General features: G+C 69.9%; 14 protein-coding genes. 7 read left to right on the forward strand and 7 right to left on the reverse strand.

From position 1 onward, the window contains the following. Positions 1-16: 16 nt before the first annotated feature. Positions 17-517: a hypothetical protein gene (locus ENSA7_RS03205; protein WP_106087711.1), complete on the reverse strand. Its 501-nt coding sequence runs from the start codon at positions 515-517 to the stop codon at positions 17-19. Between the two features lie 64 nt (positions 518-581). On the opposite strand from ENSA7_RS03205, the gene ENSA7_RS03210 reads away from it, so the two are divergent. The 4 genes from ENSA7_RS03210 to rimO are packed head-to-tail and all read left to right on the forward strand — an operon-like array spanning position 582 to position 5,568. Beyond that, positions 582-2,039 (forward strand): ABC transporter permease subunit, encoded by a 1,458-nt coding sequence (locus ENSA7_RS03210; protein ID WP_146157276.1) that lies wholly within the window; start codon positions 582-584, stop codon positions 2,037-2,039. Then, positions 2,036-3,025 (forward strand): ABC transporter ATP-binding protein, encoded by a 990-nt coding sequence (locus ENSA7_RS03215; RefSeq protein WP_106087713.1) that lies wholly within the window; start codon positions 2,036-2,038, stop codon positions 3,023-3,025. The genes ENSA7_RS03210 and ENSA7_RS03215 overlap by 4 nt, the downstream gene beginning before the upstream one ends. Then, positions 3,022-4,071, forward strand: coding sequence for a polyamine ABC transporter substrate-binding protein (locus ENSA7_RS03220; RefSeq protein WP_106087714.1), 1,050 nt, complete (start codon positions 3,022-3,024; stop codon positions 4,069-4,071). The genes ENSA7_RS03215 and ENSA7_RS03220 overlap by 4 nt, the downstream gene beginning before the upstream one ends. Positions 4,072-4,119: 48 nt before the next feature. After that, positions 4,120-5,568 (forward strand): 30S ribosomal protein S12 methylthiotransferase RimO, encoded by a 1,449-nt coding sequence (rimO, locus tag ENSA7_RS03225; RefSeq protein ID WP_146157277.1) that lies wholly within the window; start codon positions 4,120-4,122, stop codon positions 5,566-5,568. 162 nt (positions 5,569-5,730) lie between these two features. On the opposite strand, the gene ENSA7_RS03230 is transcribed toward rimO, so the two are convergent. Next, the gene (locus ENSA7_RS03230) at positions 5,731-6,432 is read right to left on the reverse strand and encodes a hypothetical protein (protein ID WP_106087716.1); all 702 of its coding nucleotides are present in this window, start codon (positions 6,430-6,432) and stop codon (positions 5,731-5,733) included. 149 nt (positions 6,433-6,581) lie between these two features. Between ENSA7_RS03230 and ENSA7_RS03235 the strand changes: the two genes are divergently transcribed. Beyond that, positions 6,582-7,463: a PHP domain-containing protein gene (locus tag ENSA7_RS03235; protein WP_106087717.1), complete on the forward strand. Its 882-nt coding sequence runs from the start codon at positions 6,582-6,584 to the stop codon at positions 7,461-7,463. 44 nt (positions 7,464-7,507) lie between these two features. Here the strand turns inward: ENSA7_RS03235 and ENSA7_RS03240 are convergent, their stop codons facing one another. From ENSA7_RS03240 to typA, 3 genes are all read right to left on the reverse strand, one after another. Further along, positions 7,508-8,473 carry a YndJ family transporter gene (locus tag ENSA7_RS03240; protein WP_106087718.1) on the reverse strand — a complete coding sequence of 322 codons (966 nt, stop codon included), beginning with the start codon at positions 8,471-8,473 and terminating at the stop codon, positions 7,508-7,510. A gap of 141 nt (positions 8,474-8,614) precedes the next feature. Next, entirely contained in the window at positions 8,615-8,764 is a 150-nt protein-coding gene (locus ENSA7_RS43100) for a hypothetical protein (RefSeq protein ID WP_181233043.1), read from the reverse strand. 394 nt (positions 8,765-9,158) lie between these two features. Continuing rightward, on the reverse strand, positions 9,159-11,075 hold the full coding sequence (typA, locus tag ENSA7_RS03250) for a translational GTPase TypA (protein WP_106087720.1): 1,917 nt from the start codon (positions 11,073-11,075) through the stop codon (positions 9,159-9,161). Positions 11,076-11,184: 109 nt separating this feature from the next. On the opposite strand from typA, the gene ENSA7_RS03255 reads away from it, so the two are divergent. Further along, complete coding sequence (locus ENSA7_RS03255) at positions 11,185-12,132, forward strand: alpha/beta hydrolase family protein (RefSeq protein WP_181233044.1); 948 nt, start codon at positions 11,185-11,187, stop codon at positions 12,130-12,132. Here ENSA7_RS03255 and ENSA7_RS03260 read toward each other — a convergent pair. Then, positions 12,129-12,656 carry a hypothetical protein gene (locus tag ENSA7_RS03260; RefSeq protein ID WP_106087722.1) on the reverse strand — a complete coding sequence of 176 codons (528 nt, stop codon included), beginning with the start codon at positions 12,654-12,656 and terminating at the stop codon, positions 12,129-12,131. The two genes, ENSA7_RS03255 and ENSA7_RS03260, sit on opposite strands and share 4 nt — an antisense overlap. A 176-nt stretch (positions 12,657-12,832) precedes the next feature. On the opposite strand from ENSA7_RS03260, the gene ENSA7_RS03265 reads away from it, so the two are divergent. Further along, positions 12,833-14,341: a hypothetical protein gene (locus ENSA7_RS03265; RefSeq protein WP_106087723.1), complete on the forward strand. Its 1,509-nt coding sequence runs from the start codon at positions 12,833-12,835 to the stop codon at positions 14,339-14,341. A 139-nt stretch (positions 14,342-14,480) separates the two neighbouring features. On the opposite strand, the gene ENSA7_RS03270 is transcribed toward ENSA7_RS03265, so the two are convergent. Continuing rightward, on the reverse strand, positions 14,481-15,530 hold the full coding sequence (locus ENSA7_RS03270) for an NAD-dependent epimerase/dehydratase family protein (RefSeq protein WP_181233046.1): 1,050 nt from the start codon (positions 15,528-15,530) through the stop codon (positions 14,481-14,483). Positions 15,531-15,705: the final 175 nt, after the last annotated feature.

Here is a 15,705-nt window from a genome sequence, read left to right on the forward strand (position 1 = left end):
TCAACCGGGATCACGACTAGCGAGCGCCCGCAGATGGCGCGGACGGGCGACCGCCGGCCCGCAGCCACGGGATCATCATGGCCAGCGGCGCGCCGATCGAAGTCAGCGCGACAGCGTTGAACGCCACGTTGATCCACACGCCGTGGGCCAGGCAGATCGCCGTATCGACGACGACCCAGTTGAGCGTGGCGATCGCAATGGCCCACGCCGCCCACCGCTCGCGGCGACGCAGCGGGATCGCAACGAGGAACAACATCGCCCACGCGTAGGAGATCAGCGTGCCGCCGAACACCGCCTGGATCCACCCGCGGTAGGCCGAGACCTCCAAGCCGTACTCGGCCGTGCCCCACAGCGAGCGCGCGACCCGATCTTGATGCCACGCGAACAGCGGTCCGTCGAACCCAAACGCGATCGCGTGACCGAGGACCAGCTGCGCCACGAATCCGATCACGAGCAGCGCATCAGCGACCTTCACGAGCCTGGGTGCCTCGAGCTGACGCGTGCTGTCAGTCGTCATGGTTGGTCCGAGTGTACCCGTCTGGACTCGTCAATCGCAGCGTCGCTTGCTATGTGAAAGCTCGGTGCGCGGGCGGAAACGAGGCGCGGCTCAATGGGGATCGGTCCCCGGCGCGATCGCGTTCGTGTGGCTGGGTCTCGTGGTCTTGCTGCCGCTCGGGTTGCTCGTCGACGCCGCCTGGCCGTTCGAGCTGCGCGAGATCGAGCGGGTCGCCGTCGGCCGCGTGCTGGTGCGCGGGCTGGGGCTCTCGCTGATCGTGGCGATCGTCAGCGGTGGCCTGGGTCTGCTGCTCGCGCAGACGGTCGCGCCCGTGGTCCTGCTCGCGCTGTTGTTGGTCAGCCGCTCGGTCGTGGCCCACGCCGTGCTGGCGATCGGCTTCACGCCGGGTCCGCTCGCGGCCGTGATCACGCTGATCATCGACGTACTCCCGTTCGCGGCGTTGGTCCTGGGCCTGCGCCTGCGCACGCGACCGCTGGCGCTGATCGAGGCGGCGCGGGATCTCGGCGCCGGGGCGCTCGCCCGCGCCCGGGAGATCGAGTGGCCGCACCTGCGCCCCGCGATGTTGGTGGCCTGCACCTGGGGGTTCTTGCAGGGGCTGGGCGACGTGCTCGCGTTCGAGGTCGCGGGCGGCGGGCATGCCTACACGCCGGGGCTGCTGATCCGCGACGCGCTGATCCGCGAGCACGCACCCGCGCGCGCGCTGGTGTGCGTGGTCGTGCTGATCAGCCTGGCGCTGCCGTGCGCGTGGTTGATCACCCGCGAGCTCACGGCCGCGCAGCGCAGCGACTGGCGCCCGGTGCCGGTCCCGCCCGCGTGGGTGCGCGCGGCCGGGTGGGCCGTGCTGGCGCTGCTGCTGGTCGCGCCTGCAGCCCTGCTGCTCGGCGATCATCCAGTCGGCGTGGGCCCGTCGGATCGGCTGCTCGCCGGGTTGTTCCTGCGTTCGCTGGGGATCGCTGGGGTGGTCGCCGCGCTGGCTACCAGCGCGGGCTTTGGGCTCGCGCTCGCGAGTCGCAGGCTGGCAAATCCGGCGTGGCTGGGCGCGGCCGTGCTCGCGCCGCTGGCGATCCCGCCGAGCATCCACGGGTTGCTGACGCTCGGCGCGGGCACCTGGCTGGGGCTGTCGCCCGGCCCGACGCTGACCGTGCTCGCGCTGCTCGGACCGGCGCTGGCGCTGGGGTTCGTGACGGCGCGGCTGATGACGGTCGTGATCCCGCGCGCGCTGATCGACGCCGCGATCGATCTCGGCGCGACGGCCCGCGAGCGGCTGCGCCTGGTGTGGCTTCCGCTCGCTCGCCCGGCGCTGATCGTGGCCGCCGTGCTCACGCTGGCGTGGGCGCTGGGCCAGGCCGCGATCCCGGCGTTCACCTCGGGCCCGGGCGGCGACACGCTCGCGGTCGCGCTCACGATCCACGCCCGCGCGGGCTCGCTCGCGCTGGTCCGACGCTGGTCGTTGCTGCTCGTCCTGGTGCCAGTGCTCGCCGCGCTGGCCGCTCGACAGCTCGCGCGCTGGAGGCCACGGTGAGCTCGAACCTGATCGCACGCGGCCTCCACAAGCGGTTCTTGGGCCCGGGCGGCGCCTCGGTCGAAGCGTTGGCGGGCGTCGAGCTCGAGCTCGACGCCGGTCGCCACGTGTGCGTGATGGGCCACTCCGGCTCGGGCAAGACCACGCTGCTGCGGGCGATCGCCGGGCTCGAGCCGCTCGATGCTGGCGAGCTGTGGATCGGTGAGCGGCGGGTCGACACGCTCGCGGCTGAACAACGACCGACCCGCACGGTGTTCCAGATGCCGGCTCTGTTTCCGCACCTGAGCGTGCTCGACAACGTGACCTTCATCGACAGGCTGCGGCGCGGCCGAGCTGCGCCGTCGCAGTCGAGCGCGGACGCCCCGGACTTGCTCGCCCGGCTCGGGCTCGACCCCGCGGAGTTTGGTTCGCGCCACATCGACGCGCTGTCGGGTGGCGAGCGCCAGCGCGTGGCCTTGGCGCGGGCGCTGTATCGGGCGCCGCCGTGGCTGCTGCTCGACGAGCCGCTGTCTGCTCTGGATCGACCACGCCGCGCCGCGCTGCGACGGGCGCTGGCCAGGATTCGGCGCGACCAGGGTGTCGGCATGCTGCACGTGACCCACGATGCCGCCGACGCGCTCGCGCTCGCCGACACCCTGGTGATCATGAGCTCCGGCCGCGTGCTCGCCAGCGCCGCGCCCGAGCAACTCTACCGCCGCCCGCCAGACCTCGAGACCGCGCACCTGCTCGGCGAGCTCAGCGTGGTGCCAGATCGCGCGCGCGCTGGCTTCTTGCGGCCCGAGCAGCTGCGGATCGTGCCCGCCGACGGGGGCCGGGTCGGCGCGCGGCTGTTGGCACGCAGTTGCGTGGGTCCGCTGTGGGAACATGAGCTCGCGCTCGAAGGCCACGCGACCCCGATCCTGGTCGCGAGCCCGCTCGCGTGGGACGGCCCCGAAGCCTGCGCGCTCGACTGGAACGACGACGACGTACTGGAGCTGAAAGAATGACCTCCGCCGATCTGTCTCGCCGAAGCTTGCTCGCGGGCTTGGCCTGTCTGGGGCTCGGGCTTGCAAGCTGCTCGCGAAGTCGTGGGCTCAGCGTCTACAACTGGGGCGACTACCTGGCCGCCGAGGTGATCGAGCGGTTCGTCAAGGCCCACGCGGGCACGCGGGTGACTCAGGACTTCTACCTGTCCGAGGCCGAGATGGACGCGAAGCTCCGCGCTGGCGCTCGCTATGATCTGGTCATCCCGATCGACTACCTGCTCTCGTCGCTGCAGCGCGACGGTGTGCTGCGGGAGCTGAGCGCAGCGCCGCGGGGCGTCGAGCACCTCGACCCGGCGTTTCCGGTCTGGCACGCCAGGGACGAGCGAGGCGGCGGAGCGTACGCGGTGCCGTACCTGTGGGGCACGACGGGGATCGGCTACGACGCCGACCGGGTCGACCCACCGACCAGCTGGAACGCGCTGTTTGATCCGCGCTACGCCGGGCGGATCTCGGTGATCGACAGCAAGGGCGACGTCATGGATCAGGCCCTGCTCGCCAGCGGCCTCGGCATCAACTCGACCGACAAGCCGGCGATCCGCGAGCAGGTGTGGCCGCGCCTGCGTGAGCAAAAGCGGCTGCTGCGGGCCTACGACAGCAACCCCGCGGCGGCGCTGATCACGGGCGACACCTGGATCGCGCAGATCGACAGCGGCGACCTGTTTCGCGCCCAGAGCCAGCGCCCCAGCCTGCGCTATGTGATCCCCGACGAGGGCGCGGCGCTGTGGATCGACTACCTGGCGATCCCGGCCAAGGCCGCCAACCCCGAGCTGGCGCTGGCCTTCATCGAGTTCCTGCTCGATCCCGAGATCGCCGCGCTCAACGCCAACACGCTGCGCTTCGCCACGCCCAACGCGACCGCGCTCACGCAGGGGTCGATCACCGACGCCGGGGATCCCCAGCTGTATCCCCCCGCCGATGTGCGTCAGCGCTTGTTCACCAGCGAGAACTGGGACGGCGGGACCAAGGACCTGGTCGATGAGCTGTGGCTCGAGCTGCGATCATCTTGAGGCCGCGGGTCTTTGCGGCGCGGCGACTCCGGGCTACACGTGCGGACGATGCCTATCAGCCTGCCTATCGTCGGTGAGCGCGAGCCGGCCGGTCCTCACGTCCGCCCACCGCAGACGCCTCAGAAGGTCTACTTCGTGAGCCTCGGCTGCCCGAAGAACCAGGTCGACACCGAGGTCATGCTCGGGGTCGTGCGCGCGGGCGGTCACACGCTGGTCGACGACCCAGAGCTCGCAGACACGCTGGTCGTCAACACCTGCGGGTTCATCGACGCCGCCAAGGAAGAGTCGATCGAGACGATCCTCGAGCTCGCGCGGGTCAAGGCTGGCGCCGCCGAGGCCGGGATCGATCCCAAGCGCCTGGTCGTCGCGGGCTGCCTGAGCCAGCGCTACCCGACCGAGCTCGCCAACGAGATGCCCGAGGTCGATCACTTCCTGGGCAGCGCCGACATGCTGGGCCTCCAAAACGTGCTCGGCGGCGCGGCCCAGCGGATGGGCGTCAGCCCGCTGGATCGCCGCTCATGGCTGTACGACCACAGCACGCCGCGCCAGACCTACGGTGCCGGGCACACCAACTACGTGAAGATCGGCGAGGGCTGCGATCGCCCGTGTGGGTTCTGCATCATCCCCAAGCTACGGGGCCCGCAGCGCTCCCGCCCGGTGTTCGACATCGTCCAGGAGGTCCACGATCTGGTCGGCCAGGGCACCCGCGAGATCTGCCTGGTCGCCCAGGATCTGACCACCTACGGAACCGATCTCGGCGAGCGCGGGCTGGCGCCGTCGAACCTCGAGGGTCTGCTCGACGCGCTCGGCGAGATCTCCGAGCTTCGCTGGATCCGCCTGCACTACGCCTACCCCACCGCCGTGACCGACGGCTTGATCGAGCGCATCGCCACCCACCCCAAGGTTGCAACCTACCTCGACGTGCCGATCCAGCACGTCGACACGGGCGTGCTCAAGAAGATGCGCCGCGGCTACACCGAGCGGACCGTGCGCGAGCTGGTCGAGCGGATCCGGGCCCAATCAGCCAAGATCTGGCTGCGCACGACCATGCTCGTCGGTCACCCCGGCGAGGACGAGGCCGCCTACCAGCGCCTGCGGGCGTTCATCGCCGAAGGCGAGATCGACCACCTGGGCGTGTTCCCCTGGTCACGCGAAGACGGCACGACCTCCGCGATGCACCCCGAGCGCGTCGACGATGCCCTCGCCAACGCCCGCGCGAGCGAGCTGATGGAGCTGCAAGCGGGCATCCGCGAGCAAAAGTTCGCGGCCATGCGCGGCGAGCTGATCGAGGTACTCGTCGACGGGATCTCCGACGAGAGCGAGCTACTGCTCGACGGCCGCCACGAGGGCCAGGCCCCCGAGATCGACGGCAAGGTGATCCTGCTCGACGGCACCGCCGAGCCCGGCGACTTCGTCCAAGCCCGGGTCATGCAGACCACCGCCCACGACCTCATCGCCACGCTGGATCTCGACCGCGACCCCGACGACGACGACTGAGCTAATTCTTCCAAAGTCCGTCCGGGTTCGGGCGTCGTTCGCGGGGCTTCTATCAGCTCGGGCCAGGCTTCTGGCCCGCTTGCGGGCGCCACTGCGTACTGGACCGGTCGTTGGCAGCGAGCTGAGTTCGGGTCCTACGCGCTGCCCCGAGTCGCAGGACCCTCACTCGGCGATCACGAGCTCGACGCGGCGGACCACCCACGCCTGCGGAGGATCATCCGCTCGGTGAGCAAACACCTCGTCCGCCTGCACGGGCAGCGCATCCACGCGACCGACAGCCAGCGAGATCGTGTAGCGCCCCGGCTCGAGACCCAGCTGGCCGATGTCGCCGCTGAGCTCGATCGTGCCGGACTCGGAGATCTGCACGAGCGGGTCGACGGCGAGCGGCAGCCCAGCGCTGCCGCCGTCGACGAACGCGAACGCACGCACGCCGACGTCGGCGACCGGACCCAAGCTGTGGCTCGGTCGCAGCACCCACTCGAAGGCGGTGTCGCGGTGGTAGTGATGCCGGCCCGCCTCTGCACGGTCCGCGTCGCTGGTCTCGGAGCCGCTGGTGGCGTCACCGCCGGCCAGCTCGAGTCCGCCGTCGGTCTCCAGGACGTAGCTCGACAGCGGGTTGCTCGGTGGGGGCGGGGCGCCGGTCTCGCTGTCGCCGCTGCCGAGGTCGAGCGTGGACTCGGCGCCCGCGTCCGCGGTGGGGGTCGCCGCCGCGAGCTCGGCACCGAACTCGCGGACCTCGTCATTGGGTGGCCACACCCACCACAGCACGATCGCCGCGCCCGCGGCCGCCAGCAGTCCTCCAGGCATCCACCAGAACCCGCTCGTCGCTGGATCGTGGGGCTTGGCTTGCGGTGCGTCACTCATGCGCGAAGCGATCCCTCTGCACAGCTTACAAGAGCCAGCCCCGCGCGTCGCAAGCATTGAGGTGTGCGCGCTGTCTGTCCCGCGCTGACAACTGTCATCTCGGTGTGCTGCATGACCGAGCGGACGAGTGAGCGCTATACTGCGCGCTCGTGCGTCTGGAACTGCACTGCCACTCGACCTGCTCCGATGGCAGCCTCGAACCCGAGCAACTCGCGCAGGCGCTCTCGGAGTTTGGCGTCGAGCTGGCGTGCCTCACCGATCACGACACCACGGTCGGCTGCGACCGACTCGCGGCTGAACTGACTCGCACCGCGACGGGGACGGGGCCAGCACCTCGGGTGCTGCGCGGGCTCGAGCTCAGCAGCAAGCACGCCGGGCGCACGATCCACCTGCTGATCTGGGGCGTCGCAGACGGGCCGGGCCGCGATCGGCTCGAGCATCGGCTGGCGGTCCAGCTTCAGCGACGGCGCGAGCGGATCGTGGCGATCTGCGATCGCTTCGCCGGGCTCGGGATCGCGCTCGACCCCGAGCCGATCCTCGCGGCCGCGGTCGGTCGGACCCCGGGTCGGCCCGACGTCGCCAGGGCGCTCGTCGAAGCGGGGCACTGCAGCTCGATGCGCGCCGCGTTCGACAAGTACCTGCGCGACAACGGCCCGGCCGACGTCCCGATCGCGAGCCTCGAGCTCGGCGAAGCGCTCGCGCTCGGACGCGCCGCGGGGGCCCGCATGAGCCTGGCCCACCCGCACACGCTGCGTCACTACGCCGTCGTCCGCGAGCTGTTCATCGAATTCCGGGATCGAGGTCTCGAGGGGATCGAGGCGTTCTATGGGCAGGTCAGCCCGACCCGCGCCGAGCCGTGGCTGCGCCTCGCTCGTGAGCTCGACCTGGTCCCGACCGCAGGCAGCGACTTTCACGGGGCCGCGCTCGCGGACATCAAGCGCCCGGGCATCGAGATCCCGCTGGCCTACGCGGTGCGGCTGCGCGAGTGGCTAGCCGACGTGGCGTCGATCGAGCCGACTGCGCGCAGCTGATTCAGGCGCGAGACCAGCCGTGGTCGCTTGGGCTTCGCGGACCCTCAGTCAGTCGCGACCAGCTTGGCCGGGCTCGCTGGCGGCGATAGGTGCCATGCCCACGCACCGAGCAACCCAAACCCGAGGGCGTTGACGGCCCCGTGCAGCTGGATCATCGAGCCGATGTCGGGCCACGGCGTGCCCGTGTACTCGCCGATCGCGTAGCTGCTGGCGAACACCATGGCCGCCAGCAGGCACGCGCCCGCGAGCGCCGAGAGCACGGCCGGCAAGATCGGCGCGCGCGGCAAGATCGTGGCGCGCCGCAGCATCCCGATCCCGACGATGCTCGCCGCGGTCGCCGTGAGCAGCGACGCCCCGACCTCGATCAGCGGCGAGACGGTGATCCCGATCGCGACGAGCGGGACCGCGACGACCACCCCGACCGCCGCCGCCCGCCACGGCTCGCGCTGGGGCATCGCGCGACCGAGCAGACCCGCCGACACGGGCAGGGTGAATCCGGCGTGGTGAAAGTGGACGGCTGTCAGCAGCACGATCAGCGGCGAGAACCCGAGCGGCTCGATCGCCAGGCGATCGCACAGCAACCAGCCGCTGCCGATCACCGGGAAGCTCAGGCCCGCCGCGATCGCGAGCTCGGCGTCGTACAGCCCGCGGACCCCACCATGACGCCCACCATGACGCCACATCGCCCACATCCGCCGCAGCCCCTCGAACGCGGCCAGCGCCGTCCACCCCGCCCACGGCAGGCAGGCGAGCAGCGCGAACGCCCCTGGCTCGAGGCTCAGACCCAGCGGCAGCAACAGCGCGCACGGCAGCTGGGCCCAGCTCAGCGCCCGCATCACGGGGCCGTCTTCGTGGGCGTCGACGACCGCCGCGAGCAGCAGCGGGACCAGCACCAGCGGCGAGAGCACGAACAGGACCAACGGCGCGAAGTTGCTCGACAGCAGCTGCCAGACGATCCAGATGATGGTCCCAGCGACGGCGCTGTGGCGGTTGATCCGACGCGGCTCCAACTCGAGGGCAGTCTACAAAAAAAACCGGGCCAGCGGATCCCCCGATCCGCTGGCCCGGTCGCTGCCAGAGCCGGCGAGCGGGCCGCAAACCTGGCCCGTGCCTTGAAATTGAAATCTGTGAACTGTGGGAACGCTGCGAACTCAGGACCTGGGCGCGAGGCCGCCGGGGTGGCCCGAGTACACGCACAGCTCGACCTGGGGGTTGCACTCCCGATTGAGCTCGCAAGCCGGGAGCAGCGTGGCGACGGCGAGGAGAAGTAGAGCGGTGAAGGTGGTCTTGGTCTTGGTCATGTCGGCGCACTCTCTCGTTGCGGGCGCCCTCATTGCGGGGCCCGGGTCAATACGTTGGCAATCTGCGCGCGCGAAGGCGTGCTCCTCCGCTCGATTCGGCCGCTCCATCTGCCTGGGGACTGCTCGCAGTCTGGCGATGAGAGCCGGGGCGGTGGTGTCAATCAGACAACGTGGGGTGGGTGGTCGGTTTCAGTCTCGACTGGCTTTTTTTCGAGGTTTGAGGTGACGGCGTCGCGCCCCTCGAACAACGAAGATCTCTACTGTTCGTGACGATGATCGGCGGCGCAACGACGGCGGTCGTGCGGGAACCCGGCCAGTCGTGTGGCCATTGCTGGAATAACCAAAAAAGAAGGGACCGCGAGGGTCCCTTCTCTCGAGCGTGCGACCGCGGACGTCAGGCGGTGGCGGCCGCGACCACGGCAGCCGAGGCCTTGAGCATCCGCTTGCGGACGTTGTGGTCGAGCCAGCGCTTGCGCAGTCGCAGGTTGCTGGGGGTGACCTCGATCAGCTCGTCCTCTTCGATGAACGACAGCGCGTCCTCGAGGCTCAGCTCGCGCGGCGGGGTCAAGAACACCTTCTCGTCGGCGCCGCTCGAGCGCACGTTGGTGAACTTCTTGTTCACGTTGGGGTTGACGATCAGGTCGTTCTCGCGGGCGTGCTCGCCGACGATCATGCCCGCGTAGGTGCGGACCTGCGGACCCACGAACAGGACCCCGCGCTCCTGCAGACGCGCGAGCGAGTAGGTCATGCTCTCGCCCGCCTCGAGCACGATCAGGACCCCGCGCGGGCGGTTGCGCGTAACCCCGAGGTGCGGGCCGTAGCCGGCGAAGATCGAGGCCATGATCCCGGTCCCGCGGGTGTCGGTCATGAACTCCGAGCGGTAGCCGATCAGGCCGCGCGCGGGGATCTTGAAGCCCATCTTGGTCCGCCCGTTGCCGAGCTCTTCCATGGTGGTCATCTCGCCCGTGCGGCGGCCGAGCTTGTCGATCACGGCGCCCGCGTACTCGGTGTCGCACTGCACGACCAGGTTCTCGTAGGGCTCCTCGAGCTTGCCCTCGGCGTTCTCGCGCAGGATCACGCGCGGGCGCGAGACGCAGAACTCGTAGCCCTCGCGGCGCATGGTCTCCATCAACACCGACAGATGCAGCTCGCCGCGGCCCGAGACCTCGAACTCGTCGGCGGACTCGGTGTTCTCGACGTGCAGCGCGACGTTGGAGCGCAGCTCCCGAAACAGTCGCTCGGACAGCTTGCGCGAGGTCACCCACTTGCCCTCGGTCCCGGCGAACGGGCCGTCGTTGACGCGAAACCGAACCGCGAGCGTGGGCGGGTCGACCGAGAGGGCCGGGAACATGCGGCGGCGCTCGACCTCGGGGTCGCTGAGCGTGTCGCCGACCTGCAGCGAGCTCATGCCCGCGATCGCGACGATGTCACCGGCGCTGGCCGAGGCGACGTCGAACCGGCCGAGCCCGCGAAACGCGAGCAGCTTGGCCACGCGGAACACCTCCGTGCAGTCGCGCACGGGGTCGGGCGTGGTGCCGGGGGTCGGGCGGATCTGGGCGAGCCGCTTGCCCGCCTCGATCGTGCCGCTGTCGATCCGGCCGATCGCCAGGTAGCCCAGGTAGTTGTCGTGGTGCAGCGTCGACACCCACATCGCGGGCGGGGCGTCGAGCTGAACCTTGGGCGCCGGGGCCCGATCAATAATTAGATCGAGGATCACCGAGATCGGCAGCCGCGCGCCGTCCTCGTCGTCGGGCTCGATCACGACGTAGCGCTCGCGCGCCGAGCAGAACACGACAGGGAAGTCGAGCTGCTCATCGCTGGCGTCGAGCCCGGCGAGCAGGTCGAAGGTCCCGTCGACGGCCGCGTGCGGATTGCAGCCCGGCCGATCGATCTTGTTGACGACCAGCAGGATCTTCAGGCCCATCTCGACGGCCTTCTCGGTCACGAAGCGGGTCTGGGGCATCGGGCCTTCGAACGCGTCGACGACCAGGAGCACGGCGTCGACCATGTTGAGCACGCGCTCGACCTCGCCGCCAAAGTCGGCGTGGCCGGGGGTGTCGACCAGGTTGATCCGATGGTCTTTCCACGACAGGGCCGTGGGCTTGGACGTGATCGTGATCCCGCGCTCACGCTCGAGATCGCCGCTGTCCATGGCCCGCTCGGTCCCGACTTCGGTGCGCTCGAACGCCCCGGCCTCGGTCAGCAGGGCATCGACGAGCGTGGTCTTGCCGTGATCGACGTGGGCGATGATCGCCAGGTTGCGGATGTCGTCGCGGGTATGTTCGCCGGTGGTCACTAGGCCGCGGAACATGCACGGGCGTGCGAGCGTGTGCAAGCGTGCGCATGTGTGGCCGCGCGCGGCGTGAAGCGCTCGATCGGCCAGGATGGACCTTGGTCGCCACACACCGCACACTCGCGCCATGCCTGGGCCGCGGTTTTTTCAAGCGATCCCGACCGTCACCGCGCTGGCGCTGGCGGTGAGCGTCGGTCCCGCCGGATGTCGCAAAACCCCGCCAGAACCGCCCGAGGCCACCGCTACGCGGGCTCCGACCAAACCCTACCTGGCCCGCCGTCACGCTCACGACACCGAGCTGCGGGTCCGTGGACCGTCGCCGGGCAAGTACGAGGAGTACCGACCTGCCCGTGGGGTCTCGGCCGTGACCTATCCCTCGGGCGATCTCTCGCTGGTGGCCTGGTACGCGACCCCGCTGGGCGCGAGCGGCTCGAATCGCGCGCCCGCGCTCGTCTACTTTCACGGTGACTTCGCGTTCGGCCCCGACGACTTCGAGTCCGTGCGTCCGTTCGTGGACGCGGGCTACGTCGTGATGACGCCGATGCTCCGGGGCGAGAACGGCAACCCGGGCGACTTCGAATTGCTGTGGGGTGAGGTCGACGACGCCCGCGCGGCGATCGAGTGGATCGCCAGCCAGCCCATGGTGGATCGCCACCGGATCTACGCGTTCGGCCACAGCATCGGCGGCGGCGTGGCCGCGATGTTGAGCCTGTACCCGAGCTTGCCGCTGCGGATGTCAGCTAGCTGCGGGGGGATCTACATGCCCGAGACCTTCGCGCGCTGGGCCGCATCCGGGCGCAACGCCGAGCTCGTGCGCTTCGACGCCGAGGACGCCGAGGAGACCGAGCTGCGCACGCTCGGGCCCAACCTCGCGTGGATGGTCCACCGCCACATCGCCTACGTCGGCGCTGACGATCCATGGTTTGTCGACAACGCGGCCGAGCTCGAGCGCAGGGCGTGGGAGCTGGGCAAGCCGTTCGAGCGGGTCGTCGTCGCGGGCGATCACATGGCGTCGCTGCAGCCCGCGCTCGCGGCGTTCTTGGTGTTGACGCAGCGCGACCAGCCGCCGCGCTAGTCGTCGATCGGCACGCAGATCTTCGCGAAATTCTCCGCGATCGGATCCGCGGGGTCGGGCGCGACATACAGCCCGCCGACGCCAGTCCCGACGCACTTGTAGCCGTCGCGGCACTGCTTGTCGGACGTGCACTCGAGCCGGCAACTCGTGCGCGCGCGGAGCTCGTCGGCGCACAAACCTTCTGGCAGGCACACCTCGTTGGGCAGGCAGTCGTCGCGGAGGATCTCTCCGTCGCTCGACATCGGGATGTCTTCGAGATCTGGATCACAGGTGATCGACAGAAACTCGCTCGCGTATACCTTCACGCACACGGCCTCTTTGGGGCACACGCCAAAGCTGCAATTTTCGACGATGCACTCGCCCTGGCCCTTGGCGTCGCGCTGCGACACGTCGCACTGGCGGATCACGTTGAGCCCGCAGTCGGTCGCGCGCCTGCACTTGTCGCCGACCCGTGGCTGACAGCCGAGCGCTGCGAAGGCCAGCGCAACCAGCGCTAGCGCATGCGTGGGTCGTGGGACGGACATGTTGCGGGCGGAGTGTAGTCGCGCGGCCGAGCTTCAGTCCAGCGCCTGCGATGACCCCCGGGTATCCTCGGCTTGGGCAGTCTGTGCGCGATGGCATGATCGTCGTTGCCGGCGTCTGGGTTTCGCACATCGCTTGGATCTATCTCCCCGAGCCGCGTACCCTCGTTTGACTCAAGATGACCCTCGACGACTTCCTGAGCGCGCTCGAGAACCTGATCGAAGATCGGGAGAGCAGCGACGATGAGCCTGGCGTGGGGAACTTCAGCTGCGAGGACTGTCGCGCCTGCAACCACTGTCGGTTCTGTATCGGGTGTGACAGCTGCGAAGACTGCACCTACTGCGACGAGTGCCTGGACTGCACGAGCGGCACGCAATGCAAGCGCTGCGTCAACTGCGAGAAGGTCAGCTACTGCGACGACTCGCGCGACTGCAAGAGCTCGCGCTACCTGACGCTGTGTGTGGCCTGCACCGACTGCGTGCACTGCCTGGCGTGCGTGGGGCTGACTGGCGCCGAGTTTTACGTGCTCAACGAGAAGCGCACGCGCAAGGAGTACTTCGCGCTGCTGCGGCAGATCCAAGAGCTGATGCAGACGCGGATGGAGGCTGGCTGGCGTCCGCCGGGGATCGGGCTGGCCAGCGAGATCATCGACGCCGTGGCCGCGAGCCGGGACCCGAGCCTGTCGGCCGCGCCGTGGCTCGCCGAGGTTCATCGGGACGAGGCTCGCCGGGAGGACGATCGAGATGATCTGTTCCTCGACGAGCCGCCGCGCCAATTCAGCGACACCTTCGAGCGCGCCCCGGCCTATGTGCCGGACACTGGTGACCGCGAGCTGAACTACTTGGAGCAGGGGCTCGAGCAGGGGCTCGAGCAGGGAGCTCGCGAGCGGGTCGACGCGGCGCGCGAGCGTCCAGGCCGTGGGTACGTCGTGGAGGACCGACAAAAGCCACAGGCCCGGGCCAACGACTACGCGCGCGACGACTACGCGCGCGACGACTACCCCCGCGAGCACGCACCGCGGCACGCCGACGACTACGATCGTCGAGGCGACACCGGCAGCCATGACTGGGCCCGACAGCCGCCGCCCGAGTACGGCAGCAGCTACCAGGACGCCCGCGGCGATGATCGGCCGCGAGCTCGACCCAGCCGCGACCACGGCGGCGGCCTCCGCAGGGACTACGGCGACGATCTCGGCCGCGACCTCAGCGGGGATCTCGACGCACCGGACATCCCGCGTCGGCAAGATCAGCTGCCGACCCAGCCGTTCACCCGCCGGGCCGAGACCACCCCGGCCGAGGACGCCGTGTGGGACGACCCGCCCGCAGGTCGCGAGCCCAAGCGCGAAGACAGCCGCGAAGCCAGCCGCGAAGCCAGCCGCGAGCGGACCGCGGCGGGTCGTCTCGACCTCGAGCGAGCCCAGCGCGAGCGCGCCGACGAGTCCCCGTGGGACGATCGAGCGGGCCAGGCCAGCGGCCAGCGCGGGGCCGGTTCAGCGACCAAGCGCGGCAGCCTGCGCCAAGCGGGACGGCCCAAGCGACCGCCCGACGACTCGAGCCCCCGCGACGTGACGGGGACCGGCAGCTACCGAACCGGCTCCGCACCCGAGCGCAGCGGCAGCGGTCCAGGCACAGGCACAGGCACGGGCACAGGCCTGCGACTCGGCCGAAAGCCGAAGCGACGCCGCTGATCACCCGGCCGCGGCTCGCTCAGGGCGGCGCCATCGGGGCGCCAAAGCTCAGCAGTCGATCGTTCATCGACGCGTTTTGAGCCGCGATCCACACGCTGCCGTGGACCTGGGCGGCGAGCCGGATTTCATCGAGGCGGGGTCAGGCCGCGCGGCCCGTGATCATGCCGCGCTCGCAGAAGCATGCATACGCCTCGCGCACGGCCTCGCGGATCGTCGTTGGCTGATATCCGAGCTCCTCGCGGGCCAGCGAGAGATCCGCGTGGCGCTCCATCGCGAGGATCTCGATCGCCCCGGGCGTCAGCCGCTGCGGCGCGTCGGGGACGATCCGCCGAACCGTCGCCGCGTACGCCCGCGAGATCATCTTCATCACGGGCACGGGCATGCGCAGGCGCGGCTTGGGCCGGCCGATCAGCTCGACGTACAGATCCAGCAGATCATCGAGGGTCAAGAACTCGGTCGACAGCAGGTAGCGACGACCCGGCTTGCCCTTGGCCATGGCCAACAGGTGACCCTCGACCAGGTCCGCGGCGCGCACGAACTCCGAGCCGCCGGGCATGTAGCCGCGCAGGTCGCCGTTTGCGAAGTCGACCAACACCTTGCCCGTGCGCGAAGGCAAGAAGTCGTGCGGCCCGATGATCCCGGTCGAGACCGCGATCACGGCGTCGAGCCCGTCGGCCACGCCCTTGAGCAGCTCGTGCTCGGCCAGGGTCTTGCTGCGCGCGTAGGGCAGCCAGTCGATGAAGGGATAGAACGGCATGCCCTCGTGAACCGGGCGCGAGGGCGCGTCGGGGTCGATGCCGATGCCCGAGAACGAGCCAGTCAGGCACAGCCGATCGACGCCCTCCTCGAGGCTCGCGCGGACCATGTTGCGGGTCCCGACCACGTTGATCTCCCAGATCTCTCGCTCTTGCGCGGGGGTCGGCGCGCGGGTCGAGACCTTGGCCGCCGCGTGGAACACCTGGCCCACGCCGCGGCAGGCCTCGCGCATCTGCGCCGGATCCCGAACATCGCCGGCGAAGCGCTCGAGCTCCAGCCCGTCGAGCGCCCCGTTGTTCGCGCTGGCCTGAACCAGCGCGCGAACTTCGTGCCCCTCGGTGAGCAAGCGACGCACCAAATTGGCCCCGAAGTGGCCGCTACCGCCAGTCACGAGGGTCTTGCCGCGAAACGGTCGGTACGCTGGGTCGCCCATGGCGGCACGATCTACCAGGCCCAGGCCACCAGCGGGGTGCTCGGGGCCGCGATCCTGACTGCCTGTGCAGCGGATCACCGCTTTGCGCGACTTCTCACATGTGGCCGAACGATCAAAGCCCACCGCAGTGCGAGTATTTGCCAGGGATTGCTCGGCCGCTCCTGTGCTGAGCTCC

It is taken from the genome of Enhygromyxa salina (genome assembly GCF_002994635.1).
GTDB lineage: Bacteria > Myxococcota_A > Polyangia > Nannocystales > Nannocystaceae > Plesiocystis > Plesiocystis salina_B.